Annotated in this window: 21 protein-coding genes; 9 read left to right on the plus strand and 12 right to left on the minus strand. The window is 63.7% G+C overall.

Translation table 11 applies throughout. The features are described 5' to 3' along the window. Positions 1-116: 116 nt before the first annotated feature. From ACE3P0_RS15665 to ACE3P0_RS15695, 7 genes are all read right to left on the minus strand, one after another. The gene (locus ACE3P0_RS15665; RefSeq protein WP_374403655.1) at positions 117-1499 is read right to left on the minus strand and encodes an OmpP1/FadL family transporter; all 1383 of its coding nucleotides are present in this window, start codon (positions 1497-1499) and stop codon (positions 117-119) included. 57 nt (positions 1500-1556) lie between these two features. Continuing rightward, positions 1557-1958 (minus strand): acyl-CoA thioesterase, encoded by a 402-nt coding sequence (locus ACE3P0_RS15670; protein ID WP_374403656.1) that lies wholly within the window; start codon positions 1956-1958, stop codon positions 1557-1559. Positions 1959-1966: 8 nt separating this feature from the next. Further along, positions 1967-3892, minus strand: a complete 1926-nt coding sequence (locus ACE3P0_RS15675) for a 3-hydroxyacyl-CoA dehydrogenase NAD-binding domain-containing protein (protein ID WP_374403657.1) — start codon at positions 3890-3892, stop codon at positions 1967-1969. 100 nt (positions 3893-3992) lie between these two features. Further along, the gene (locus tag ACE3P0_RS15680) at positions 3993-4946 is read right to left on the minus strand and encodes a DegV family protein (RefSeq protein WP_374403658.1); all 954 of its coding nucleotides are present in this window, start codon (positions 4944-4946) and stop codon (positions 3993-3995) included. Positions 4947-5009: 63 nt separating this feature from the next. Beyond that, positions 5010-6293 carry an acetyl-CoA C-acetyltransferase gene (locus ACE3P0_RS15685; protein WP_374403659.1) on the minus strand — a complete coding sequence of 428 codons (1284 nt, stop codon included), beginning with the start codon at positions 6291-6293 and terminating at the stop codon, positions 5010-5012. Between the two features lie 85 nt (positions 6294-6378). Further along, positions 6379-8874, minus strand: coding sequence for an acyl-CoA dehydrogenase (locus ACE3P0_RS15690; RefSeq protein WP_374403660.1), 2496 nt, complete (start codon positions 8872-8874; stop codon positions 6379-6381). 17 nt (positions 8875-8891) lie between these two features. Next, positions 8892-9620, minus strand: a complete 729-nt coding sequence (locus ACE3P0_RS15695) for a TetR/AcrR family transcriptional regulator (protein WP_374403699.1) — start codon at positions 9618-9620, stop codon at positions 8892-8894. Between the two features lie 189 nt (positions 9621-9809). Between ACE3P0_RS15695 and ACE3P0_RS15700 the strand changes: the two genes are divergently transcribed. Then, positions 9810-11618, plus strand: coding sequence for an ABC transporter ATP-binding protein/permease (locus tag ACE3P0_RS15700; RefSeq protein WP_374403661.1), 1809 nt, complete (start codon positions 9810-9812; stop codon positions 11616-11618). Between the two features lie 43 nt (positions 11619-11661). Here the strand turns inward: ACE3P0_RS15700 and ACE3P0_RS15705 are convergent, their stop codons facing one another. The 3 genes from ACE3P0_RS15705 to prsT form a co-directional block, all read right to left on the minus strand. Beyond that, positions 11662-12303, minus strand: coding sequence for an AAA family ATPase (locus ACE3P0_RS15705; protein WP_374403662.1), 642 nt, complete (start codon positions 12301-12303; stop codon positions 11662-11664). 168 nt (positions 12304-12471) lie between these two features. After that, the gene (gene xdp1, locus ACE3P0_RS15710; RefSeq protein ID WP_374403663.1) at positions 12472-13260 is read right to left on the minus strand and encodes an exosortase-dependent surface protein XDP1; all 789 of its coding nucleotides are present in this window, start codon (positions 13258-13260) and stop codon (positions 12472-12474) included. A gap of 156 nt (positions 13261-13416) precedes the next feature. Then, positions 13417-16233 (minus strand): XrtA/PEP-CTERM system TPR-repeat protein PrsT, encoded by a 2817-nt coding sequence (gene prsT / locus ACE3P0_RS15715; RefSeq protein ID WP_374403664.1) that lies wholly within the window; start codon positions 16231-16233, stop codon positions 13417-13419. Positions 16234-16537: 304 nt separating this feature from the next. Here prsT and ACE3P0_RS15720 point away from each other — a divergent pair, with 304 nt between their 5' ends. The 5 genes from ACE3P0_RS15720 to ACE3P0_RS15740 all read left to right on the plus strand — a co-directional run bounded on the left by ACE3P0_RS15720 (position 16538) and on the right by ACE3P0_RS15740 (position 20804). Then, the gene (locus ACE3P0_RS15720) at positions 16538-17452 is read left to right on the plus strand and encodes a transporter substrate-binding domain-containing protein (protein WP_374403665.1); all 915 of its coding nucleotides are present in this window, start codon (positions 16538-16540) and stop codon (positions 17450-17452) included. Between the two features lie 94 nt (positions 17453-17546). Next, positions 17547-18284, plus strand: coding sequence for an amino acid ABC transporter permease (locus tag ACE3P0_RS15725; RefSeq protein ID WP_172196752.1), 738 nt, complete (start codon positions 17547-17549; stop codon positions 18282-18284). Between the two features lie 10 nt (positions 18285-18294). After that, positions 18295-18960, plus strand: coding sequence for an amino acid ABC transporter permease (locus ACE3P0_RS15730; RefSeq protein ID WP_374403666.1), 666 nt, complete (start codon positions 18295-18297; stop codon positions 18958-18960). A gap of 18 nt (positions 18961-18978) precedes the next feature. Continuing rightward, on the plus strand, positions 18979-19707 hold the full coding sequence (locus ACE3P0_RS15735) for an amino acid ABC transporter ATP-binding protein (protein WP_374403701.1): 729 nt from the start codon (positions 18979-18981) through the stop codon (positions 19705-19707). Positions 19708-19823: 116 nt separating this feature from the next. Then, positions 19824-20804 carry an asparaginase gene (locus ACE3P0_RS15740; RefSeq protein ID WP_374403667.1) on the plus strand — a complete coding sequence of 327 codons (981 nt, stop codon included), beginning with the start codon at positions 19824-19826 and terminating at the stop codon, positions 20802-20804. Between the two features lie 9 nt (positions 20805-20813). Here the strand turns inward: ACE3P0_RS15740 and ACE3P0_RS15745 are convergent, their stop codons facing one another. After that, on the minus strand, positions 20814-22589 hold the full coding sequence (locus ACE3P0_RS15745; protein ID WP_374403669.1) for a monovalent cation:proton antiporter-2 (CPA2) family protein: 1776 nt from the start codon (positions 22587-22589) through the stop codon (positions 20814-20816). Positions 22590-22643: 54 nt separating this feature from the next. Beyond that, a complete protein-coding gene (locus tag ACE3P0_RS15750; protein ID WP_374403670.1) occupies positions 22644-23585 on the minus strand; it encodes a CysB family HTH-type transcriptional regulator in 942 nt (313 codons plus the stop codon). Positions 23586-23693: 108 nt separating this feature from the next. Here ACE3P0_RS15750 and ACE3P0_RS15755 point away from each other — a divergent pair, with 108 nt between their 5' ends. The 3 genes from ACE3P0_RS15755 to ACE3P0_RS15765 are packed head-to-tail and all read left to right on the plus strand — an operon-like array spanning position 23694 to position 26783. Then, complete coding sequence (locus ACE3P0_RS15755; RefSeq protein ID WP_374403671.1) at positions 23694-24473, plus strand: sulfite exporter TauE/SafE family protein; 780 nt, start codon at positions 23694-23696, stop codon at positions 24471-24473. A gap of 29 nt (positions 24474-24502) precedes the next feature. Next, positions 24503-26191: a nitrite/sulfite reductase gene (locus ACE3P0_RS15760; RefSeq protein ID WP_374403672.1), complete on the plus strand. Its 1689-nt coding sequence runs from the start codon at positions 24503-24505 to the stop codon at positions 26189-26191. After that, entirely contained in the window at positions 26184-26783 is a 600-nt protein-coding gene (locus ACE3P0_RS15765; RefSeq protein ID WP_374403673.1) for a DUF934 domain-containing protein, read from the plus strand. The genes ACE3P0_RS15760 and ACE3P0_RS15765 overlap by 8 nt, the downstream gene beginning before the upstream one ends. Positions 26784-26792 lie beyond the last annotated feature (9 nt).

Below are 26792 nucleotides of genomic sequence, written 5' to 3' on the forward strand. Positions count from 1 at the left end.
CTGCCGCGGGGCCCCCCACCACACCGATTTCCGGGATTTAATTTGGCGGTTTGTTTGGGGGGGGCGGCGCCCGCCCCCCCGCGCTTGCACCGACTACTCGGCGCGCAGCTTTCAGTTTAGAAGCTGTAGTTCATCTGCATGCCGAGAATGTCGCCCGCACCGTCGAAATGCCCCTTCAGAACACCGCGGTTCTGCGGGTTGGTGGTATTGATACCGCCGGGGTTGTATTCCTCGTGCAAGCCATCCTCTTCGATCTCGGACTTAGCCATGAAGATGTGGGTGTAGCCAACATCAAACGAGATTGCTTCCGAGAACTTGTAGTTCGCACCAAACGACAACCAGGTACGGTTACTGTCAGGCAAGCGAGGCGAACGATATTTCGTTTCAACCGGCGTCTGGTCGTAGCCCAAACCTGCGCGCAGCTTCCAGGCCGCGTTGGCTTGATAGCCGCCACCGACCGCAACGCGCCACGTGTCTTTCCAGTTGTAGTAGGTAGACGAAAGCAGTTCGCCGCTATCGCGATAGATGTCCAGCGTCTTCAGTGAAGACCAGCCTGTGCGCGAAATGTCTCCTTGGATCGACCACTGATCGTCCAGCTTCTGGAAGGCTGAAAGGATCAGCGTATCCGGCACCTTTACCTCGACGTGCACCGGGCCGCTGGCCGCGCGTTGCGCCAGCCCCGTATCGATCAGCGCAATGCCAAATGTCGGGCGAGTGATGTTGGCGTCACCCTCCAGCTTGTGCTTGACCGCCGAACGATAAGCGAGGCCAATTCGCGTTGACGGGGACGGCTGCAACGCGACCCCCAATTGCCAGCCGAAGGCGTCCGACTTGCCCTTGATCTGGGTGAAGCCCTCCTTGTCCTGCAGCAGCCCGGTGATCGACGGGCACAGCGCGCCAGCCACATCGCACACGATGCCGCCGAAGTTCATTGCCTGGGTCAGTTCAGCCTCGAAGTGCTGATAAACGATGCCGCCGCCCATCGAGAACATCGGCGTGAATCGATAGGCGAAGGACGGGTTTACGCTGATCATTTTCAGATCGGACTTGACGGCGTGGAAGCGCCCTTGCCAATCGTCGTCGTAGTGCGTCTTTAATCCGAACGGAGCACCAATCGACAGGCCCAGCGACATGTCCTGATTCAGCGCGAAGGTCATATGTGTTGCGGGCACGGCGTTGACCGACCCCGCATCGCCACCGGTGCCACCGGTATTCGTGATGAAACGAGGCGCAGTGCTGCCTTCATCGCGAAACTTCGCTGTCGGCTTGACCAGATCAAGAACAAAGGAAACCTGGTTGCGCTTTTCCATCATTGGCATGACGGCGGGGTTGAAGAACGCAGTGCTCGCATCCTCGCCCGAGGCGGCAGAACCGGCATACGCGTTACCAACACCTGTCGCGTTCTGCTCAAGCAACTGGAACGCAGACGCGGAAGCGCCCGTCGCAGCAGCCCCGCCAAGGACAGCGGCAATCAGCCTCGCCATCTGGGTTTTTCTCATCTTGTTTCTCCTCTCAGGTTTCTTGTTGCACCAGCGTTGAGCGGTGTCTTGTCGACTTCAGGGTTCGGGCGGGAGGTCCCGCTTGTTGCCCTGACTATCAATTGCAACGTAGGTCAATTGTGCCTCGGTCACCTTGACCACTTCCGGATGTTTCGGATTCCGTTCCGCGAAGACGTGGACATCCACGGTGATCGACGTGTGCCCCACCTTCACGACGTCAGCGTAGAAGCTCAGGAGATCCCCGACACTGACTGGCTGCTTGAAGATGAAGGAGTTCACCGCCACCGTCGCCACCCGCCCGCGCGCGCGCTTCACTGCCGGGACGGAGCCGGCCAAGTCGACATGCGACATCAGCCAGCCGCCGAAGACGTCACCATTCCAGTTCACGTCCTTCGGCATCGGAATGATCCGCAGCGCTGGCTGCAGATCGGAGGTATGCGGTACGAAATCGTCACCCATCAAGCGCCTCAAACTGTTTTGTTCTTCAGATAGTTCATCGGTCCGCCGCGGAACGGCGCGAAGCCGGTACCGAAGATTACGCCCGCATCAGCAAGGTCTGCGTCACCCACCACACCCTGGCTCACACAGCGCTGCGTTGCATCCAACAGCGGCTTGACAAGCCGGTCGGCCAGCCCGTTCGGGGCACTCGCCTGCGTCTTCTGCGCCTTGCCGTTCACCCAAGTGTAGAAACCCTTGCCGGATTTTTTTCCAAGGTTCCCAGCGGCCATCAAGGCAGCGAGCTTCTTCGGAGGTTCGGCTGCGCCGGTGAGGCCCTTGCCGGCGGCCATCGCGATATCGAGGCCCACCGTGTCGGCCAGCTCGATCGGCCCCATCGGCATGCCGAAGGCGAGCGCGGCGGCATCGACCGCCTCGGGCGCGACGCCCTCGTCCACGCAACGCATTGCCTCCAGCAGATAGGGGCCGAGCACCGCGTTGACGAGGAAGCCCGGCGCGCTCTTCACCGGCAGCGGCAACTTGTCGATCTTGCGCACGAAGGCGGCGGCCTTCTTCGCGGCTTCGGCGTCCGACTGCTCGCCGGTGACGACTTCCACCAAAGGCATCTTCGGCACCGGATTGAAGAAGTGGATGCCGACCAGGCGCGACGGATTCTTGAAAGTCGCGGCGATGTCTTCGAGCTTCAGCGACGAGGTGTTGGTGGCGATCACCGCATCCGGTTTGGCGCGTGCTTCGATGTCAGCAAACAGCTTCTGCTTCACTTCGAGGTTCTCGAAGATCGCTTCGATGATGACATCGGCCTGCGCCACGCCGGCGCCCTGCGGGTCGGCGATCAGGCGGTCGAGCGCAAAGCGCACCTGCTTCTTGTCGCCGCGGTAGCGCTTGGCGTAGAACTCGGCGGCGCGCTTGATCGCCGGCGCGATGCGTTCGACGCTCTGATCCTGCAGCGTAACGGTCATGCCCTTCGCGGCACACACCGCCGCGATATCGCCGCCCATCACGCCGGCGCCGATCACATGCACATGCTTGGGCGCGAAGTCGGAATCCTTGCCGAACGCCTTCAGGCGATCCTGCAGAAAGAAGACGCGGATCAGGTTCTTCGCAGTCGCTGAGCCGAACACCGATTCGAGCGATGCCGAGTGGTTTGATGGAACCGCCAGCGCGTTGCCACCGAATTTCGACCAGATGTCGATGATCGCGTACGGCGCCGGATAGTGCTCCGGGCGCGCGCGACGCGCGACCTGCTTCTTCGCACCGTTGGCGACGAAGCCCTTGAGCGGCCCCAGCATCAGCTTCTGCATGAAGGGCAGCGGACGGCGCGGGCGCCCCGACAGCACCACCATGCGCGCGGTGTTTTCCATGACGCGCGGCGGCACGCACTCATCCGCCAAACCCATGCGCTTGGCGCGCTTGGCATCGATGTTCTTGCCGGTCAGCATCATGTCCATCGCGGCAGCCGGGCCGACGACTTCGGGCAGGCGGAGCATGCCGCCCCAGCCCGGCACAATGCCGAGCATGACTTCGGGCAGCGCGAGCTTGGTGCCCGGCTCATCCACTGCGACGCGGTAACGGCACGCGAGCGCGAGCTCAAGCCCGCCGCCCATGCAGTGCCCGCGAACCAGCGCCAGCGTCGGGTACTTCACCGCTGCAAGGCGGTTGAACAGATCCCAGCCGCGCTTGACCAGCACCTTGGCGTCATCAACGGTGGAGATCTTGGTGAACTCTTCGATGTTCGCGCCGGCGATGAAACCGGCCGCCTTGCCGGAGCGGATCACAAGGCCTTTCGGCGGTTCGCGGTCGAGCAAGTCCAGCACGCCCCCCAGCTCTTCCATCACCTCACGGCCAAGGGTGTTCGCCGAGCCATCGGCCGCATCCAGCGTGGCCCAGGCCAGGCCGTCAGCGTCGCGTTGAAGTGTCCAGTGCTTGAAGCCCTGCATGATGTCCTCTGCTCACTAGTCCAGGCCCCCATGCCGGGCGCCCGTTGAATAAAAAGTCCGTCGGCGGCGCGCCCCCCAGCGCGGGCGCCGACGGCACAGGTCATATCTTTTCTTCGAACTGGTGCTTGTCCGAAACGAATGCGACCGTGACGCACCCGGGGCCGGTATGCACACCACCCGAAATGCTCATCGGTGCGACATGGATGTCCACGCCGGCCTTGTCGGCAGCCTCTTTGAGGCGCGGAAATCCCGGCATGTGTTGCACTGCGTCCGGGTTGCCGCCGTAACCAATGCACAGCGTGGGCGCCAGCAGGCCGGCCTTCACCGCGCGGGTGGCATTGGCGAACATCGTTTCGACCGCAGTATCGAAGTGACGCAACTTGGCGACCGGGCCGGTCTCATCGAGGTGCCCGCGCAGGATCGGTTTGATGTCGAGCATCGATCCGAGCATGAAGCTCGCCCAGTTGATGCTCTTGTCGCCGCGCTTCGACGCGCGCTTGTAGATGTGGAACAGGTCCGGCGGCACCATGTAGCAGTAGGTGTTCGGCACGAGTTCGCGGATCCGGGTGTCGATCGCCGATGGCGTGGCATCGGTCTTGATCATGCGGATCACCTCGGCTGCGAGCACGGCGGTGCCGGTAAAGATGTTGCGGCTATTGATCACCGCGAGCGCGAAGCGCCCGGGGATGCCGGCGTCTTTGCGCACTTGCTTGTACTTGCTGATGATGCCGAACGAAGCCTTCATCGCGTTTTCGTAGATGTAGCTACGCGACTGCGTCACCGTCAGGCAGAACACATGGTCGTAATCGCGTACCAGCTTGTCGAGGAAGAGGCTCTCGATCTGCTCGCTGGAATACGGAATCGACTCGGCAAAGGTTTCAGTCTTCTGATCCTTGTTTGCCGAATGGAACTCGATGGTCTGAGTTTCGTCGCGCCGGTCCTCGAAGGTCTGGTCGCCGATCCGCAGCGTGATCGGCATCAGCTCAATACCTTCGTTTTCAAAGAATGTGCGCGGCAAGTCGCAGGTCGAATCGACCACGAGTCCAATCTTCATGCTCTCTGTCTCCCCTTGTTATAGGTCTTGTGGACCGTACTGTATCGTATGGAGAGTTGAAGATTACACAGTCTCGACCAGCATCGCACCCCCCTGGCCACCACCAATGCAGATGGTTGCCATGGCACGTTTTCCGCCGGTACGGCGCAGGTGGTGCAGCGCATGCAGCACGATGCGCGCGCCGCTCGCCCCGACCGGATGGCCCAGCGCCACCGCACCGCCATCCACGTTCAGCTTGTCCTGATCCAGCTCGCCAAGCGGCGCATCGAGCCCCAGTTGATCCTTGCAGTAGACCGGGTCCTTCCACGCCTCGATGCACGCGAGCACCTGGGCTGCAAACGCCTCGTTGATTTCCCAGGTATCCAGGTCATTCAGCCCCAGCCCCTGGCGCTGCAGGATCGGCGTGGCAGCGTGTACTGGCCCCAGCCCCATCTGGTCCGGCGCGAGGCCTGCCCATTGGGTGTCGACGATCTTGCCGATCGGTTTGAGGCCGTATTTCTGCACCGCCTCTTCCGAGGCCAGGATCAGCCATGCTGCGCCATCGGTGATCTGCGAGCTGTTGCCCGCGGTCACGTAGCCGTACTTCTTGTCGAAGAAGGGCTTGAGCTTGGCCAGCCCATCGGCCGTCGAGTCGTGCCGTACGCCATCGTCCTCGGCGTACACATTGCCCTTCTCGTCGATCAGCGGAACGATCTCCGGCGCCAGACGGCCAGCCTTCTGCGCCGCCGACACGCGCTGGTGACTCCTTGCCGAAAACTCATCCATGCGGCGGCGGTTGATGCCGAACTTGAACGCGATGTTCTCGGCGGTCTGCCCCATCAACTGGCCGACGATCGGATCGGTCAGCCCCTTCATGATGCCGATCACTGGCGCGAGGTAGCCGAGCTTGAACTGGCGCAGCGCGGCGAGCTTCTGGCCCACCGTCTTCGTCTGGTACCAGCCCGACAACCAGCGCACCATCGCATCGGAGAACAACAGCGGCGCGCGCGACAGCGCATCGACACCACCCGCCAGCACCAGTTCGGATCGGCCGGCGAGAATGTTGTTGATGCCCGAGTCGATCGCCTGCATGCCGGATGCGCAATTGCGCATCACCGTCCAGCCCGGCACATTCAGCCCGCAGCCCATGCGCAACGCAACGACACGGCCGATGTTGACTTCGTCCGGCGAGGGCGATGCACAGCCCAGGATCACCTCGTCGAGCTGGTCCGGACGAAACGGTTGACGCGCAAGCAGCGCAGCGCCTGCCGCAGTTGCCAGATCAGCCGCGGCGAACGGACCGGGTGCGTTGCGCGCCTTCAGGAAGGGCGTGCGAGCACCGTCGATGATGTAGATCGCTTGCTTCATGAATTCCCCTGCTACGGTCACCGCACCAGTGCGGCGCGATGGCGGGGCCGTTCTGGCCCCGCCTGTTCTGTTGGATTTACTGCGATCAGGCTGCCGCGAGCGACGCCTGTGCGACCGGCTTGTCAGCCGGGCGGATGTGCGACTTGGCGTCGCCAATGCCCAGGTCGTTCGGGAAGTCATCCACACGGATCACCTTGGCGCGCAGCACATCACGACGCGCCAGCAGCTCCGCCTCTTCGCGATTGATCACACCCGTCGCCTGGGCTTGAGCAAGCAGTTCAGCGGGCTGGCGAGCATTGAGTTTGCCGGCCTTCTGCGCTGCACGCAGCTTGGCTTCCACTGCGTCGGCCTTGACCGTGGCTTCGAGCGCCAGCTCCAGCACACCGACCGGATCTTCTTCGTTGCCGCGGTCGAAGAATGAGCCTGCGACCAGACGATCGCGTGTTTCGCTCGGCGCGATCAGCAGCGAGGCGACCTTGTGGCCGAGCTTGTCCGACGGCACGACATACGGACGGCCAAGCGGGAAGATCAGACGACGCAACACCATCGACAAGAAGCGGTTCGGGAAGTTGGAGATCACGCCCTCGAACGCGCTCTGCGCCTTGAACATGGCATCCCAGATCGCCCAGTGCATCAGCGGTGCATCAGCCTGCTGGCGCCCTTCCTGCTCATAGCGCTTGAGCGTGGCCGAGCACAGGTACATCTGCGAGAGGATGTCACCCAGCCGTGCAGAGAGCTTCTCCTTGCGCTTGAGATCGCCCCCCATCGTCAGCATCGACACGTCGGCAAGGAAGGCGAAGGCGGCCGAGAAGCGGGTCAGTTGCTGGTAGTAGCGCTTGGTTTCGGGCGCCACATCCGGCGTGCGGACCCAGTGCGAACCCGTAAGGCCATAAACCAAGGCACGCGCCGCGTTGCTGACGGTAAAGCCGATGTGGCTGAACAACGCACCGTCAAACGTCTTCAAACCGCGCGCGACATCGGTATCCTGCGCCGCCTGCATTTCCTTCAGCACGAACGGATGGCAGCGGATCGCGCCCTGCCCGAAGATGATCAGGCTGCGCGTCAGGATGTTCGCGCCTTCCACAGTAATGCCGATCGGGATCTGCTGATAGGCGCGCGCGAGGAAGTTCTGCGGCCCCATGCAGATGCCCTTGCCGCCCAAGATGTCCATACCGTCGTTCACAACGGTACGGGCGCGCTCAGTGACGTGGTACTTCACGATCGCGGACACCACCGAGGGCTTCTCGCCCAGGTCGATCGCGCCGGCCGTGAAGGTACGCGCGGCATCGCACATGTAGAGGTTGCCGCCGATACGGGCGAGCGGCTCTTCGATGCCCTCGAACTTGCCGATCGAGGTCTTGAACTGGGCGCGAACGCGGGAGTAAGCACCGACTGCGCGTGCAGTGAGCTTCATCATGCCGGTGTTGGAGCCCGGCAGCGAGATCGAACGACCCGCGGCAAGGCACTCCATCAGCATGCGCCAGCCCTGGCCGGCCATCTTCGGGCCACCGATGATGAACTCCAGCGGCATGAAGACGTCGTTACCCCAGTTGGGGCCATTGTGGAACATGGCATTGAGCGGCTGGTGACGGCGGCCGATGTTCACACCCGGATGGGTGTTGGGCACCAGCGCACAGGTGATGCCGAGGTCTTCCACATCGCCGAGCAGCTTGTCCGGGTCGTACAGGCGGAAGGCCAGGCCCAGCACCGTGCAGATCGGGCCCAGCGTGATGTAACGCTTGTCCCAGGTCACCCGCATACCGAGGACTTCCTTGCCCTGGTACATGCCCTTGCAGATGATGCCGCGATCCGGAATCGACGCGGCGTCCGAACCCGCTACCGGGCTGGTCAGCGCGAAAGCCGGAATCTCGATGCCCTTAGCCAGGCGCGGCAGGTAGTAATCCTTCTGCTCCTTCGTGCCGTAGTGCAGCAGCAGCTCGGCCGGGCCAAGCGAGTTCGGCACCATCACCGACACCGCAGAGGCCGACGAACGCGTCGCAAGCTTGGTCACCACTTCGGAGTGTGCGATGGCCGAGAAGCCTTTGCCGCCGTACTCCTTCGGGATGATCATGCCAAGGAAGCCCTTGTCCTTGATGTACTGCCAGACATGGGGCGGAAGGTCGTTGTAGAGATTGGTCGTATCCCAATCGCTGACCATGCGGCAGAGCTCTTCGGTCTCGTTCTCGACGAAGGCCTTTTCTTCCGCGCTAAGTTTGGCCGCCGGGATCTCCAGCAGGCGCTTCCAGTTCGGGCGGCCGGCGAAGAGTTCGCCATCCCACCAAACAGTACCCGCCTCGAGTGCCGTCTTTTCGGTGTCGGACATCGCCGGAAGGATCTTCCGGTAGAGGCCGAAGACCGGACTGGTGATCAGCGCACGGCGCAACGGCGGCAACACGAAGATGCTGAGTAGTACGACATAGATACCGATGCTCGCAGCCGTAGCCGGCACCGACCACGCTGCCACTTGTGACATCCCTGCCAGCCATGCCACACCGGCAACAAGCCAGGCAAAAAGGGGCGCCCGCCCAAAGGCGAGCGCGATTGCCATGAGAGGAAGCAAGCAAACCAGAAGCCAAAACATCGCCGTCTCCTTAAGCGTTAGGCGCGCGCAGCACCGAAATCCGGGGTCAAGACCCCGCCCCCGACATCCCCCGTCGGAAACTGCGCGTGCGGGCTGATCAATTCCGGAAGGGGAGCCCGCAATCCCCCGAGAAGAAAGGACATCAACCTCGGCGCCATGAGCGCCGGGTCGTCATCGAAACGGCCGCTGACGAGTTGCAGGGCATCGATACCGGAAATCGCGTACGACACCGCCCCCATCATGAAATGCAGCCGCCACATGATCTCGGCCAGCGGCACGCCAGGCAGCGCCCGGCGCAGCGCGTCGGAGTAGCGACTGATCACATCGCTGAACTCCTCGGCCATGAATTTGCGAATGAACTGAGCCGGCTCGGTGTAGGTCCGGCCAAGCAGGCGCATGAAGGTGTGGCCGCCGTGGCGCGTATCGGTCGCCATCGCCAGCACGGGACCGAAGAAGCCCTCGAGTACCTGGCTGGGCTTGAGCGGCGCCCCTTGCGCTTCAAGCTCCATGCCGTCGAGCACCTCAAGACGCATGCGATTGAGCTGGTACAGGCGGCGGTGGAAGACAGCCTGAAAGAGCGCCTCCTTCGTACCAAAGTGGTAGTTCACCGCCGCCAGATTCACCCCAGCCTGACCGGTGATGAGGCGCATGGAAGTGCCTTCGAAGCCATGCTCGGTAAAGAGCACTTCGGCCACATCCAGGATGCGCTCGCGGGTATCCCCCCCACTACGCGATTCACCAGTCAGAGTTGCCACGGATCCCCCACCCGCAGTTCAAACGTTCGTTTTAATCATACGTCAGATCGACAGCGTGTCAAGAAGTTTCCGTACGCATCCGTATGTGCGCCGCAGCATTGTCCGCACTGGCGTTGCGGGTATCCGCAAGAATCCGTGCGCGAAGGCAGAGGCGCAGCACCGAACCGCTAGAATGTCGCCATGCGACGCGGATCCAGCCTTCCCCCTCCAAGCCCAGCCAGCGGCGAACGCCACGACTGGGACACCCTCAAATCCCTGCTGCCCTACCTGTGGCGCTACCGCCGCCGGGTCGGCTTCGCGATGCTTTGCCTCCTGTCGGCAAAGTTCGCCAACGTCGGTGTGCCGCTGGTCTTCAAACAGCTGATCGATGGGCTGACGATCACGAAGGAGCAGGCCTTCATCGTGGTCCCCGCCGCACTGCTTCTGGCGTACGGCGTGTTGCGATTCTCGACCTCACTGTTTACCGAGCTGCGCGAGATCGTGTTCGCGCGGGTAACCCAGGAGGCGGTTCGACATATTTCGCTGGAGGTCTTTCGCCACCTCCACTCGCTGTCGCTACGTTTCCACCTGGAACGCCAGACCGGCGGACTGACTCGTGACATCGAACGCGGCACACGGTCGATCGGGTCGTTGATCAGCTACACGCTCTATTCAATCCTGCCGACCCTGGTCGAAATCACGCTGGTGGTCGGCATCCTGCTCAAGCGTTACGAACCCAGCTTCGCGTTGATCACGCTGGCGACGCTGACCCTCTACATCGGCTTCACGATCACGGTAACGAACTGGCGCACTGCGCTGCGCCGGCAAGCCAATGAGCTGGATTCCGCCGCCAACGCGCGCGCGATCGACAGCCTGCTCAACTATGAAACGGTGAAATATTTCAACAACGAGGATTTCGAGGCGCAGCGCTACGACACTCAGCTGCGGACTTGGATCGCGGCGCAGATCCGCAATCAGTATTCACTTTCCGCGCTGAACCTCGGTCAAGCCCTGATCATCGCCTTCGGCGTGACCGCGATGATGTGGCGAGCGGTCGCAGGTGTAATCGCTGGCACGATGACCATCGGCGACATCGTGCTGGTCAACGCCTTCCTGATTCAGCTGTATATCCCGTTGAATTTTCTCGGCGTGATGTACCGCGAGATCCGCCAAGCACTCACCGATATCGAGCGGATGTTCGGGCTGCTGAAAACCAACCGGGAAGTTGAAGACAAGCCTGACGCGAGCGACCTTCCGGAAGGCCCCCTCGGCGTGCGCTTCGCCAGCGTGGACTTCCACTACGAGGCAAAACGCCAGATCCTCTTCGGTGTGGATATTGACGTGCCGCCAGGAAAGACCGTCGCCATTGTCGGCCACTCTGGATCAGGCAAATCGACGCTTGCACGCCTGCTGTTCCGCTTCTACGACGTCAGCGGTGGCCGCCTGGAGATTGGCGGGCAAGACATCCGAAATGTCCGCCAACACAGCCTGCGCCGGGCGATCGGCATCGTTCCGCAGGACACCGTACTGTTCAACGACACGATCCGCTACAACATCGAATACGGCCAGCCCGGCGCATCGCAGGCGGAAATCGAGGCCGCAGCCCGCGCCGCCCAGTTGCACGACTTTGTCGCGCGCCTTCCCGATGGTTACGACACCCGCGTCGGCGAACGCGGCCTGAAGCTGTCCGGCGGAGAAAAGCAGCGCGTCGCGATCGCAAGGGCGCTGCTGAAGAACCCGCCAATCCTTATTTTTGACGAAGCGACCTCCGCGCTTGATTCGAAAACCGAGCAAGCCATTCAGGCGCAACTCGAAGCGGCGGCCCGCGGACGAACTGCCATCGTGATCGCGCACCGCCTATCGACGGTTATGAATGCAGATGAGATCCTGGTACTTGACGGCGGGCGCGTGATCGAGCGCGGCCAGCACGCCGCGCTGCTCAATCGCGATGGCGCCTACGCCGCGATGTGGGCGCTGCAGCAACGCGAGGAGGCGGAGCTGCAAGCCTGAGAACCAGTCGGTAAGTCGACGACATCTTGGCGCAAGCGTGTACTTATGGCTCCAGCAGCCTCAACCACCGTTCGATGGGCAGCCACTGCTGCCGATCCTTCGCGACACGGCTCTCGGGGACGTCGTACAACGTAAGCCCATGCGCGGCGAGCTGAATATAGTTTTGCGTGTCGCGCAGATGCGCCAGTACCGGCAGCCCCAGACTATCGGTGAAGCGCTCCAGCTGCTCTGCCGAGCGCGTACGTGGATCCACGCGCATGGCGACGATGGCGATCTGCACGCCACGTGCCGCCTTCAACTCAGCCAGACCCTCAAGAAAACTCCGCGTAGCGAGGATGTCGAACAGCGAAGGCTGAAGTGGAACGAGGACCGCATCCGCAAGCTTCAACAGCCCGCGGAGCTTCTCGCCGTGCAAGCCCGCGGGGGTGTCAATCACGGCGTGCGTGGTGCCCTTGGGCGGCCGAGCAGGCTGCCCCGCCTCAAGCGCCCAACTCGATATCCGGGGGGCACCCGCGGGGCGAAGCGATAGCCAGGCTCTGGCCGACTGCTGGCGATCCACGTCGCCCAGCATCACCTTCACCGAGCCGTCCGACGCACCTCGCCATGCCAGATGCCCGGCCAGATTTGTCGACAGCGTGCTCTTGCCGACACCGCCCTTGGGATTTGCCACCATCACCACACGCATCAGCCCCACCCTCCGCACTGCGCTCTCGCAAGGATCTTAATCCACATTGCCGAGAGCTCAGCCGTGCGACGCCCAGTGCTCTGCCTCGCAACACGCAAAAAAAAACGCCGCTTTCGCGGCGTCACACGTTTCGAGAGAAACGTCAGAGCAGTTCGCAATACAAAATCTTTAGCGGCGACGCAGGCGGCTGATCACAGCCAGACCGAGCCCGACCAATGCGAGCGAAGCGGGCTCCGGCACACTGGTCGGAACGTCGGCAACGATGGACTTGAGCTTCACGGCGTCATCGCGCCCCCAGCCCAAAGTGCTGCCGTTAACCAGCGGGTTGAACGCGCCAATCAGCCAGAACTTGGAATTCACGTTACCGGCGTTGATGCCAGTCGCCGCATTCTCGACTACGTTGCCGTAGTGGCCGATCAAGGACCAGCCAAAACTGGTGAGATCCGCATACTTCTTGCCGGCGAGCGACGATGAACACGTACCGGTCGCAGTACAGGTACCCGTGCCGGTATAAGCAAGAACCGTCATGTCGGAATCAGTGCCCTTCCAGCCGATCGACATGCTGTTCAGTTTGACCGAACTGGCGAAGTTCAGCAGCACCGAGTCGTAGCGCTGGTTATTGTCGATCGCGTGCTCAGGGGCAGCGGAGTAAAGATCGCCAGCATCGCAGGTCGAGCCGCGCGAGCAGCCATCCCGGTTGTGTTCGCCGATACCGCCCGAGTAAACCCCCATGTAGCCGGTTTCAAGCGTGTAGAGATCCGCGTTGGAGCCCGATCCATTGGTGTTCGAATACATCGTCGCAGTCACGGTCGGGCCCGCGCTGGTTACGGTGCACGAAGTGGTCGTCGTGTTCGGTACGGTGCACTTGCCCGCCCCCGAGTCGAACGCCCAGCTGTACGCAGCCGCTGCCGGGACGCTCGCCCCCAACAACACTGCAAACAACACGATTTTTTTCATGTGCGTCATGTCAAGCCCTGTCGCTTTCTGTTCCGGGTTACCGGCGCTACAACCGAGTTAAAGCAAGCCTCAGGCCAGATTGCTCAAGCCATGTATTTCATGGGTTTGCGCGGGCTGCGATAGCCGCAGCCTGGCAATGCGTAAAAACCGTCGACATCACAAACCAAGCTCCGCGGCAAGCTTGCGCGCTTCAACCGGCATTCCGTCGCGCGCAAGTTCGGTCGCGACTGGCGCCAGTTCCTCGCGGGCCTCTTTTGTCCGCCCCTGCTTGGCGAGCACCCAGGCGAGGTGATAGCGGACCTCCGCGTCGCGCGGGTTGCGCAGCCGCGCATCACGCAGATAGCCCAGCGCGCGCTCAAACTGACCGTTGCGGGCCAGCACCCAGCCATAGGTGTCGACGACCTGAGGATCGTTTGGTGCGCTGCGCCACGCGCGTTCGGCTGCGGTGAGCGCGCCGGCGTCGCCGAGTTGCAGCAGCACCAGCGCATAGTTATTCAGCACCGCAGAGGGCTGCGGACCTCGCTGCTGCAACAGCTCCAGCGTCGTCCGTGCCGCCTTGATGTCGCCGGCCCGGATCTGGCCTTCGGCCAAGGCGGTCAAAACCCGCGGATCGCTCTGCTTGCTACTCCGTTGATAGTCCTGCAGCAGCGTGACACCGCGGGCGGGTTGATTCGCCGCGAGGCACGCACGAAAGGCGCGCAGCGCGTTGTCGGTGCTCGGCTCCTTGTCCAGCGCGGTTTTGTGGAGTACCAAGCCGTTCGCCGCCTGCCCCTTGGTCAGCGCAATATCGCCCTGAAGCTGGTACCCCGCCGCGCGAGTGGGAAACTTGTCACTCAAACCCTTCGCAAGCCGCTCGGCATTGGCAAGGTCGTTCGAACGCAACGCGAGTTCCGCCTGCAATTCGAGCGCGGGGAAGGCTTCCGGCTGCAGTGTCAGCGCCTTGTCGACGGTGTAGGTCGCACCCTGCAGATGCCCCGCCGCGATCTGCATACGAGCGATCTGCACGAGCGCATCCGGGTCAGCTTCAAGCCGCTTTCGGGCGTCGACAAGCGTTTCGCGCGCGCGCTGCAGATCGCCACCTGCAAGTTGAGCACGAGCGAGTGCCAGCACGATGGACAGATCGTTCGGCATCGCAGCGACCGCTGCACGCGCGATCTTGATGGCACCGGCCGCATCGCCAGCGGCGAGCGCCTCGTCGACCAGGATCAGTGCGGCACGCGGATGGCGCGGAGCGACCGCCATCGCTTTCTCCAGGCCCTTGCGTGCGGCATCGGTATTGCCGGCAGCGCGATCGAGCGCCGCCAGGTCAATCAACGCGTCGGGGCTGTCCGGCTGATTTCGAAGCAGCTCTTGCAAACGCTTGCGGGCAGCATCGCTATGCCCTTCCACAACATCGAGCCGCGCGAGATTGAGTTGGGCAGGCGTGAACCTGGCTTCGACCGCGACCGCCGCCTCGTAGGCCTTGCGCGCGCCGGCACGGTCACCGGCGCGGCTCCGGGCCAGGCCGAGCAGGTTTAAGGCGACCGGGCTGCGCGGATTGGCCGAGTAGACACGCTCAAGTACTTCCAGCGCCTGCTTCACGTCGCCCCGCTGCAACAGCAGGACGCCCAGCGAAGCCCCGATCGCCTGATCGCCGGGATTCGCATCGAAGGCGGCGCGCAGATGCTGCGCGCCGGAGACGTCCAGCCCTTGCCCTGCGAGCGAAGCGCCGAAGGTGGCTCGCATCGTCGGATCGGCCAAGCCCTGCATGACTGCACGCTCGAGCAGCGCAGCGGCCTTGCTGTAACGCTTCTGTACCAGATAAGCCGAGCCGAGCAGCGTCATCGCCTGCGCATCGCCGGGGGCGCGGCGCAGGTAGTCTTCCAGCAGATTCGCGGCCCGCACCGGATCGTTGTCGTTCAGGTAAGCCGACGCGAGCATGCGGGTTGCACCAGGGTGATACGGCTGCAGACGCAGGAATGCCTCGAAGTAAGCACGGGCCTTTTCGCCGTTGAGAAGGCTGTAGTGCGCCATGCCGCCAAGCAGCAGCACGTTGGCACGGCGGCTGCGGATCTCTTGCGGCATCGTGTCGACGGCCTTGACAACCTCTGCCATCTCGCGCGCAACCGCGGCAGTGTCGCCCTTGCGTGCAGCGATCACGCCGCGCCGGTAGGCCGCTCGCGGGTCTCCTGGCGCGAATTCGCGCAGGGCGTCGAGATCGCGCAGCGCTTCGGCGTCGCGATTCAGATCGAGCAAGAGGTCGACCCGCGCGAGACGCGAGTCGGTTTGTCGCGGGTCGAGTGTGATTGCGCGCCCGAAGGCCTCAATCGCGGCCGGTACCTGTTGCTGGCCGGCAAGCGCCGCGCCGCGCGTTGCCCACGCTTCCGGGCGATCGGGCGCGAGCGTGACGGCCTGTTGCGCGAGTTCGAGTGCGCGCGCAACGTTGCCTTGCCGCAGCGCAAGCGAGGCCTCGGCCATCACCAGCGTAGGGGCTTTGGGGTCGATCGCGCGCGCTTCATCGAATGCCTTGCGTGCGGCACGTGCGTCGTTGATTTCGCCCGCGGCGCCGCCGCGTACGATCAGAAGTTCCTGCCGCACCGAATTCGGCAGGCTGCTTGGCAGTGGGCGCGCCAGCAGATCGGTGAAACGTCCTTGGGCGTAAAGCGCCTGGGCGAGCGGCAGCTCAACCTCGGCGCGATCGACGCCAAGTTCGACCGCCGTATTGAAAGCCGTCTCGGCGCCGACCGAGTCACCCAGCGCGAGCAGGGACTTACCCAGCAGAACCTGCGCGGCGAGCATCTTTCGATCCTGCTGCAGCGCGTTCTTGAGCTGGATGACGGAGCCGGTGTAGTCACGCCGCTGATAGCGAGCCAGCGCGTCTTCGTAAAAACGGGAGGCTTTGCCGGCATCGACGGCAAAGGCCGGCGCAGACAGCAGCGCAGACAGAGCGGACACCAGCAGGAGCTGGCGCAGACGGAAACCGGTTCGGGGCACGATGGCGGGCACGCAAATGGGGCAGGCCGAGTATAGGGACATGCCCCGCATGAGCGCGTGACATTTCTTGCCCTGCGCGGCGTAAAGACGAGATAGGCGCTCGCGAGGCCAAATGCTGCGCCAGTCGCAACACTTGACGCTCACCCAGCTTGCGCCCGGTCAACGCAAGGCGTCATGCGTGTTTCTACGGATGTGCTGCGCTGGTCAGGTGGTACAGTTTTCGCTCAGCCCAAACATTCGCGCGACGCAAGCTTCTTTGCCGCGCCCGCGCTCGCTATCTCAATCACGCTAGGAGGCTCATCGCATGATTTCCCGCTCGGCTCTCGTCATGACCACGCTGTTGGGTACGCTACTCGCCAGCGGCGCGGAAGCGCAGACGCTTGAAGGCACGCTGAAGAAGATCAAGGACAGCGGCGCGGTGACGCTCGGCATCCGCGAATCGTCGATCCCGCTCTCCTACCTCGATGCGAACCAGAAACCTGTCGGCTACCACATCGACATCTGCAACCGCATTGTTGACGCGATCAAGGTGAAGCTCGCGCTGCCGAACCTCAAGGTGAACACGCAGCCGGTCACTTCGCAGAACCGCATTCCGCTGGTCACCAACGGCACCGTCGATCTCGAGTGCGGCTCCACGACCAACAATGCTGCGCGCCAGAATCAGGTGGCGTTTGCGCCGACGACGTACGTCACCACGGTGCGCATGGCGGTGAAGAAGTCTTCCGGCATCAACAGCCTGGCGCAACTCGACGGCAAGCCGGTGGCAACCACGACCGGCACGACGTCGGTGCAGCTGATGCGCGCGCATGAGAAGGGCAAGAGCGTGAACTTCAAGGAGGTGTACGGCAAGGACCACGCCGACAGCTTCCTGATGCTGGCGTCTGACCGCGCGGTGGCCTTCGTGATGGACGACAACCTGCTGGCCGGCCTGATCGCCACGTCGCCGGCGCCGAACGACTACGCCGTGGTGGGCGAACCGCTGTCGGTAGAGCCGATCGCGATCATGTTCCGCAAGGACGATCCGCAGTTCAAAGGGCTGGTGCACTCCGCCGTGCGTGACCTGATCAAGAGCGGTGAAGTCGAGAAGCTCTACACCAAGTGGTTCACGCAGCCGATTCCGCCGAAGAACGCGAACCTGAACCTGCCGATGAGCGAAGCCCTCAAGGCCGCGCTGAAAACGCCGAACGACGCACCGGCCGAGCAGTACAACAAGAAGTAAGCTGCCCCGCAGCTCTGCGGCGCCCCGCGCGGGGCGCCGCGCATGACCTCCGCAGCCCGCTGGGCTGCTTCAGCAAAACAGGTAGCCCACCACAATGAATTACCACTGGAACTGGGGCGTCTATCTCGAGCAGGTCAGCTCCGGCGACGAGACCTATCTCGACTGGATCATCTCGGCGCTCGGCTGGACGATGGCGGTATCGATGTCCGCCTGGATCATCGCGCTGGTCCTTGGCGCATTGATCGGCACGCTGCGCACCACGCCAAACCGCTGGTTGGTGGCAATCGGCAATGTCTGGGTCGAAGGCTTCCGCAATGTGCCACTGCTGGTGCAACTCTTTCTGTGGTTCTTCGTCGTGCCCGAATTCCTTCCCGCCGAGCTGTCTCGCTGGGTGAAGCAGGACATGCCGGCGAAGGAATTCTTCACCGCAACGATCTGCCTTGGCCTGTTTACCTCGGCACGCGTCGCCGAACAGGTGCGCGCCGGCATCCAGAGCCTGCCGCGCGGACAGAAGATGGCCGGGCTGGCGATGGGTTTCACGCTCGCACAGACCTACCGCCATGTGTTGCTGCCGATGGCCTTCCGCATCGTGATTCCGCCGCTGACTTCCGAGTTCATGAACATCATCAAGAACTCCGCAGTGGCGTTTGCCATCGGGCTCATGGAGCTGACCTTCATTTCACGCCAGATGATCGAAGAATCCGGCCAGGTTTTTGAGAGCCTGCTCGCCGCGACCATCCTCTACACCGTCTGTGCGTTTGCCGCGAATCGAGTGATGACCTTCATCGAGAAACGAACCCGCGTGCCCGGCTACATCGCCGGTGCCAAGTGAGGGGACGACGATGCTCGATCATCTCGACTTTTCCATCATCGGCCCGGCCCTGCCCTTCATCTGGAAGGGGCTGCTGTTCAGCCTGAAACTCACCGTCGTCGCAATGAGCGGCGGCATCGTGCTCGGCACGTTGCTGGCCCTTGCCCGCCTCTCTGGCGGCCCGGTGCTGGCAGCCGCAGCGACGACCTATGTGAACACCATGCGCTCGATCCCGCTGCTGATGGTGATCCTGTGGTTCTTCTTCCTGATTCCGCTGTTCACCGGCGCACCGATGGGGGCAGAGAACTCCGCACTGATCACCTTCACTGCGTTCGAGGCCGCGTACTACTCCGAGATCATGCGCGCCGGTATTCAGAGCGTGCCGCGCGGGCAGGTGAACGCCGGCTTTGCGCTCGGCATGACCTACTGGCAGGCGATGAAGATCGTCGTGCTGCCGCAGGCCTTCCGCAACATGCTGCCGGTGCTGCTGACGCAAACCATCATCCTGTTCCAGGACACCTCGCTCGTGTATGCCATCGGTGCCAGCGACCTGCTCAAGGCCGCCGAGGTCACCGGTAAGAACTACAACCGGCCGATCGAGATGTACCTGTTTGTCGCCCTGATCTACTTCGCGATCTGCTTCAGCCTGTCGATGCTTGTGAAGCACCTGCAGAAGCGCATTGCCATCATTCGCTAACGGATTGCTCCCATGTCGATGATTGATATCCGCAACATCTCCAAGTGGTACGGCCAGTTTCAGGTGCTGACCGATTGCAGCACGCAGGTCAAGAAGGGCGAAGTCGTGGTGGTCTGCGGGCCCTCAGGCTCGGGAAAGTCCACGCTGATCAAGTGCGTCAACGGCCTTGAGCCCTTCCAGAAGGGCGACATCGTCGTCAATGACATCTCGGTCGGCGACGCGAAGACCGATCTGCCCAAGCTGCGCGCGCGGGTCGGCATGGTGTTCCAGCACTTCGAGCTGTTCCCGCACATGAGCATCATCGAGAACCTGACGATTGCGCAGACCAAGGTGCTCGGGCGCAGCCTCGAACAGGCGCGCGACAAGGGCCTCAAACTGCTCGATCGCGTTGGGCTCAAGGCGCACGCGAGCAAATTCCCGGGCGAGATGTCGGGCGGCCAGCAGCAGCGTGTGGCAATTGCCCGTGCGCTGGCGATGGACCCGATCTGCATGCTGTTCGATGAGCCCACCTCGGCGCTGGACCCCGAGATGATCAACGAAGTGCTCGACGTGATGGTCGAACTCGCCAAGGAAGGCATGACGATGATGGTCGTCACGCACGAGATGGGCTTTGCGCGCAAGGTTGCGCACCGCGTGATCTTCATGGACGCCGGCCAGATCGTCGAGGACGCCGCGAAGGACGACTTCTTCGGCCAGCCGCGCTCTGAGCGCGCCCAGCACTTCCTGTCGAAGATCCTCAATCACTGAGCGCCGCGCACGCGATACCCGCCAAGCGGCCCGCAACAGCGGGCCGCGTCGTTTCCGCAGTAGCCGCCGGCCGGCTCACGCTATCCTTGAACTTTCGACGCGCCCTGAGCTTGCCCATGCCCAATCTGCTCCTCGTCGCCACCGGCGGCACGATCGCCGGAAGCGCGGCTGACAGCGCCGACACCTCGCATTACCGCGCCGGTGCGCTCAGCGCCGAGAGCCTGCTCGCCGCACTGCCGGAAGCAGCCACGCTGGGGCAAATCACCGCCGAGCAGCCCTTCGCGCTCGACAGCAAAGACATGACGCCCGCGCACTGGCTGGCACTCGCCGCCCTGCTGCGCGAGCGGCTCGCCGCACCGGATGTCGACGGCATCGTCGTCACGCACGGCACCGACACGCTGGAGGAAACCGGCTTCTTGCTGCACCTGACGCTGCCGCGCACGAAACCCATCGTGCTGACCGCCGCGATGCGCCCGGCAACCGCGCGCTCGGCCGACGGCCCGATGAACCTGCTGCAGGCGTTCGCCTGTGCCGGCACGCATGAGGCCGCGGCCTTCGGCCCACTGGTCGTTGCGGGCGACCGGATCTGGCGCGCGCGCGATTGCAGCAAGCGCCACACCCATGTGCCGGACGCGCTCGGCGGCATCGACGCGGGCCCTGTTGGCGTCGCCATCGGCACGCAAATCCGGTTCGACCACGGCGGCGACGGCGCTGCGCCCTACTTTGCCGGCACGCTGCCAAGCGAACTGCCGCGGGTGGACATCCTGAGCGCCTACGCCGGTGCGCCAGCCGACCAGATCGACGCGAGCGTCGCGAATGGCGCGGCAGGCGTTGTGCTCGCGCTCGCCGGGCACGGCAGCGTGCCGGAGACTTGGTTGCCGGCAATTGCCAGGGCCGTCGCACGCGGCGTTTCGGTGGTGCGCGCAAGCCGCGTCGCCAGCGGTGGCGTGATGCCGCAAGCCAACTTCGACGATGCGGCCCACGGCACGCTGGCCTGCGGGCGGCTCACACCGTGGCAGGCGCGTGTTGCATTGATGTTGGCGCTGGGCATGGGCGTGGCACGCAACGCGTTGCAGGAAGCCCTGCTGCGCGCCTGAACCGCGCTGTCAGTCGGCCTTTGCCGGCGCCGCCTGCTTGCGCTCCAGATCGAGAATGGAGGCCAGTTCGGCGCGCGCCTCCTTCGAGGTCTGGATCAGTTGTTGTTCGTCGTGATAGACGGCCTGCTGGCGTGCCAGCAGGCGACTGTCCGCCTCGACAAAGCGCGCGACGGTCTGCGCGATGTCGGCCTCGCTGACGCCCAAGCTGCCGAGCACGCCGCGCCCGATCTCGATACTGGACAGCAGCGTCTCACGCACTTGCAGCGTCACCCCGAGGTCGATCAGGCGATAGGCGTGGAAGCGGTTGCGCGCACGCGCAACGATCGTGAGCTTCGGATAGTGCCGCCGCACGAGTTCGGCGACTTGCAGCGAACGCTCGACATCGTCGATCGCCAGCACGAACACCCTGGCCGAGCCAACGTGGGCAGATTCGAGCAGCGCCAGATGCGCCGCGTCGCCGTAGTACACCTGCATGCCGAAGCGGCGCACGGTTTCGATCTGCTCGGGGTCGTTGTCCACCGCAGTGAAACGGATACCCTGCTTCATCAGCAGCCGGCCCACGACCTGCCCCACGCGCCCGAAACCCGCGATCACGACGGTTGGCGGATCGGTCGGCAGCGTGTCGAACGCGCGCGCCGGGCGCTTCGCCTCGCGCCGTGCGAACCAGTCGTTCGCCAGGAACAACAGCGGCGCAATCGCCATCGACAAGGCCACGGCGAGGGTCAGCTGATCCGCGATGCGCCCTGGCACCAGGCGCCCCTGCTCCACCATGCTGAACACCACGAAGGCGAACTCCCCCCCCTGCGCCAGTGCGAACGCAAGCGGGCGAGCACTGTCGGCGCCATCCGGTGCGAGCCGGCGCAGCAGCCACAGCACCGCCGCCTTGGCGGCCAGCAAACCGATCGCAAACCCGAGTATCCGCATCGGCATCGTGCCGAGCAGGTCGAGGTTGGCGTTCATGCCGACCGCCATGAAGAACAGGCCCAGCAACAGCCCCTTGAACGGATCGATCGTCGCCTCCAGCTCGTGGCGGAACTCGGAGTCAGCGAGCAGCACGCCGGCCACGAAAGCGCCGAGCGACATCGACAAGCCCACCGCCTCCATCAGCGATGCAAGCCCCAGCGCGCACAGCAGCGCCGCCGCGGTGAACAGCTCGCGGCTGCCGAAGCGCGCGACATACACGAACAACCAGTGCAGCACCCGGCGCCCAAGCAGCACCACGCCAAGCAGCACGACGAGCCCCATCAGCGGATTGCGCCCCGCCTTGGGCAGACCCACGTCGAGCAGCGGGATCAGCGCCAGCAGCGGAATCACCGATAGATCCTGGAACAGCAGGATCGCGAACGACTCGCGGCCGTACTGCGTGGTCAGTTCCTTGCGCTCGGCCAGAGTCGGCAGCACCAGCGCGGTGGAGGACAGCGCGAGCGTCCAGCCGAGCAGGATGCCGGCCTTCACCGACAAACCCAGCCCAAGCGCGAGCGCCGTGCCGATCACTGCACCACAACCCACCATCTGCAAGGCGCCAAGTCCAAACACCTGGCGCCGCAACGCCCACAAGCGCGAGGGTTGAAGCTCGAGGCCGATCACAAACAGCAGCAGCACGATGCCAAGCTCCGCCGTGTGCAACAGGCTTTCGGGGTCGCCGACGCGGTTGAAACCGAAAGGCCCGACCAGCACGCCGGCCGCCAGGTAGCCCAGCACGGTGCCCAGTTTGGCGCGCTTGAACAGCGGCACCAGGATCACGGCCGCTGCAATCAGCGCCGCAAAGGTGGTGAGTGAGGTCATGCAAAACTCCGCAACATCGCATCAGGTTCGCACATGCGCATGACAGCAGCGCGGCTAAAGCCCGGCGTCGCTACCGCCGCCGAGCAGCGCGGCGTCCACCACCCGGCGCGTCAGGTGCGAGGACATCAGTTCGATGAAGCCATACACATAGCCGCGCAGGTAGGCGTTCTTGCGAATGCCGATGCGCGTGACGGCGGACGAGAACAAGTGCGAGGCGTCGACCGCACCGATGCGCCGATCCACGATCGGGTCATAGGCAATCGATGCGATCAGGCCGATGCCCAGGTCCATCGCCACATAGGTCTTGATCACATCCGCATCCATCGCAGCGAGCACTACGTTGGGCTTCAGGCCGCGCCCGAGGAAGGCGCGGTTCACCTCACTACGACCCGCGAAGGTGGTGTCGTAGGTGACGATCGGGTACTTGACGATTTCTTCCAGCGTCAGCGGCGTGGTCTTGAGAATCGGGTGACGCGGCGTGGCGATCACGCAGCGGTTCCACTGATAGCTGGGCAGCGAAACCAGCCCTTCGGTTTCACCGACGGACTCGGTCGCGATCGCGAGATCGGCCTCGCCTTCGAGCACCCATTCGCAGATTTGCCGTGGGCTGCCCTGATGCAGATGAAGGCGCACGCCGGGGTACTTCTGCACGTAAGCCTGGACCACGCGCGGCAGCGCATAGCGCGCCTGGTTGTGCGTGGTCGCGATGGTCAGCACGCCTTCGGATTCGTTGCGGAACTCCGCGCCGACCTTCTTCAGGCTATCGACCTCGCCCAGCATCCGCTCGGCAATCGCCAGCACCTGCCGCCCCGGTTCGGTAACGCCGGTCAGACGCTTGCCATGCCGCACGAAGATCTCGATGCCGAGTTCCTCTTCAAGCTGCCGGATCTGTTTCGACACGCCGGGTTGCGAGGTGTAGAGCGCATCCGCCGCCTCCGACACATTGAGCCCGGCGCGCACCACTTCAACGACATAGCGCAGTTGCTGCAGGTTCATGGCATGCGAACCTATATAACGAATCGTTCTTAGAGTCTAACACGCAGTCAGCAAACGTAATTTAGCGCTCCGCTAAGATCGCCCCTCACATTCATCCCCACTGAGCCCATGGACTTCGCCTACACCATCGCCGGTTTTGCCGTTGGCGCCATTGTCGGACTGACCGGCGTCGGCGGCGGCTCACTGATGACGCCGCTGCTGGTGCTGCTGTTCGGCATCCACCCCTCGGTCGCAGTCGGCACCGATCTGCTCTACGCCGCCATCACGAAGGCCGGCGGCACGGTGGCGCACAACCTCAAGGGCACCGTCGACTGGAAGATCACCGGCGCACTGGCGGCCGGCAGCCTGCCCGCCGCAGCCGCAACGCTGTTCGTGATCGGCACCTTCTTCCCGGGCGGCATCGGCGGCGCGTCCAAGGTCATCTCGATCTCGCTCGGCATCGCGCTGCTGCTCACCGCGATCGCACTGATCTTCCGCCAGCGGATCCAGAAGTTCTCGCTATCGCACCACGGCGCGGAGCGTGATCCGCGCGTGACGCGCACCCTCACCGTGATCACCGGGGCCATTCTCGGCGTACTGGTGTCGATCTCGTCGGTGGGCGCGGGCGCATTGGGCGTCACGGTGCTGTTCTTCCTGTACCCTCGCCTGCCGGCTGTGCGCATCGTCGGTTCCGACATCGCGCACGCGGTGCCGCTGACGCTGGTCGCCGGCCTTGGCCACTGGTGGCTCGGCAGCGTGAACTGGTCGTTGTTGGGCAGCCTATTGATCGGCTCGCTGCCCGGCATCTGGGTCGGCAGCCATATTTCCGCAAAGGTGCCGGAGAAGTTTCTCCGCCCTGCGCTCGCAGTGATGCTCGTGCTTGTCGGCACGAAGCTGATCGCGCACTGAACACCCCAATTTCAACAGAGAGATTCACGATGTACCGCTACGACGACTACGACCAGCGCATCGTTGACGAGCGCGTTGCCCAATATCGCGATCAGACGCGCCGCTACCTTGCCGGCGAACTGTCGGAAGACGAGTTCCGCCCGCTGCGCCTGCAGAACGGCCTCTACATCCAGCGCCATGCGCCGATGCTGCGTGTCGCGATCCCCTACGGCCTGCTCGCCAGCCGCCAGCTGCGCAAGCTTGCCGAGATCGCGCGCAAGTACGACCGCGGCTACGCCCACTTCTCGACGCGCCAGAACTGCCAGTTCAACTGGCCAGAACTCAAGCACACGCCGGACATCCTCGCCGAGCTGGCGAGCGTCGAGATGCACGCGATCCAGACCTCCGGCAACTGCATCCGCAACATCACGACGGACCAGTTCGCCGGCGTTGCGCCGGACGAAGTGGTCGACCCGCGCGCGCTGGGCGAGATCCTGCGCCAGTGGAGCACCTTTCACCCGGAATTCGCCGCGCTGCCGCGCAAGTTCAAGTTTGCGATCAACGGCGCGCAGAGCGACCGCGCGGTGGTGCGGGTGCACGACATTGGCCTGGAATTCCTGCGCGACGACGCGGGTGAGATCGTCGTCAAGGTCTGGGTTGGCGGTGGTCTGGGCCGCACGCCGATCATCGGCCAGGTGATCCACGAGGCGCTGCCCTGGAAGCATGTCATCACGTACTGCGAAGCGATCCTGCGCGTCTACAACCGCTACGGCCGCCGCGACAATGCCTACAAGGCGCGCATCAAGATCCTCGTGAAGGCGCTCGGCATCGTCGAGTTCAAGCGTCAGGTCGAGGAAGAGTGGGCGTTCTGGAAGGATGGCCCGAGCACCTTGACGCAGGGCGAACTCGACCGCGTCAGCGCGTTCTTCGCGCCGCCGGCCTACGAAAAGCTCACCGACTGCGACCCGGACTTCAACGGCAAGGCAGCAACCAACCCGGCCTTCGCTGCCTGGCTCAAGCGCTGCACGCATCCGCACAAGGTTTCGGGCTATCGCGCCGTGACGCTATCGCTGAAGAAGACCGGCATCGCGCCGGGCGACGCCACCGCCGAGCAGATGGAAATCGTCGCCAACCTCGCCGACAAGTACAGCTTCGGCGAGCTGCGCGTGTCGCACGAGCAGAACCTGATCCTGGCCGACGTGAAACTGAGCGATCTGTTCAACGTGTGGCAGACCGCACGCGCCGCGGGCTTGGCAACGCCGAACATCGGCCTGCTGACCGACATCGTGTGCTGCCCCGGCGGTGATTTCTGCTCGCTAGCCAACGCCAAGAGCATCCCGATCGCGCAGGCGATCCAGGAGCGCTTCGACAACCTCGACTACCTGTTCGACCTGGGTGACATCGAGCTCAACATCTCGGGCTGCATGAACAGCTGTGGTCACCACCATGTCGGCCATATCGGCATCCTCGGCGTCGACAAGGATGGGTCGGAGTGGTACCAGATCTCGCTCGGCGGCCAGCAGGGCAATGAAGCGACGATCGGCAGCGTGATCGGCCGCGCGTTTGCGGCAGCGGATGTGCCCGATGTGATCAGCAAGATCATCAGCGTCTTTGTCGAGCACCGCGAGGGCGACGAACCGTTCATCGACGTCGTGCGCCGCCTTGGTCTCGACCCGTTCAAGGCCCGCGTTTACGGCGCGCCGGCCGCTGCCTCGAAGAAGGAGCTCGAGAATGTCTAAGCTGATCAAGAACGGTGCTGTTGTCGAAGACAACTGGACGCTGCTGCGCTACCCCGCCGTGGAAGAGGCTGTGCAGAAACAGGCCGGCAAGGTCGTACAGTTCAAGGTCACCGGCACCGAGGCCGCATCGCCCGAGCTGATCGCGCAAGTGCAGATTCCGGCTGGCCGCGTGATCGTGCCGCTCGCAGTGTTCCGCGCCCGCAAGGACGAACTCGCCGCGCGCATCGCCGCTGGCGAAATCGGTGTGTGGCTGGAGAGCTTCGAGCTGGTTGAGGACCTCGCCGCCTCGGTCGACGACATCAATGCCCTGCCCGTCGTCGCCTACGACTTCCCGAAGTTCGTCGATGGTCGCGGCTTCTCCGCCGCCGTGCTGCTGCGTACCCGCTACGGCTACAAGAACGAGTTGCGTGCAATCGGCGATGTGCTGCGCGACAAGCTCTACTTCATGCAGCGCTGCGGCTTCGACGCCTACCTGATCCGCGCCGATCGCTCGGCCGAGGATGCGCTGGCCTCGCTGCGCGATTTCTCCGAGCCTTACCAGGCTTCGGTGGCCGAGCCGCAACCGCTGTGGCGCCGCCACGCCCGCGCCTGAACGGAGTCC

Origin of the sequence: Niveibacterium sp. (assembly GCF_041909475.1) — a bacterium.
GTDB lineage: Bacteria > Pseudomonadota > Gammaproteobacteria > Burkholderiales > Rhodocyclaceae > Niveibacterium.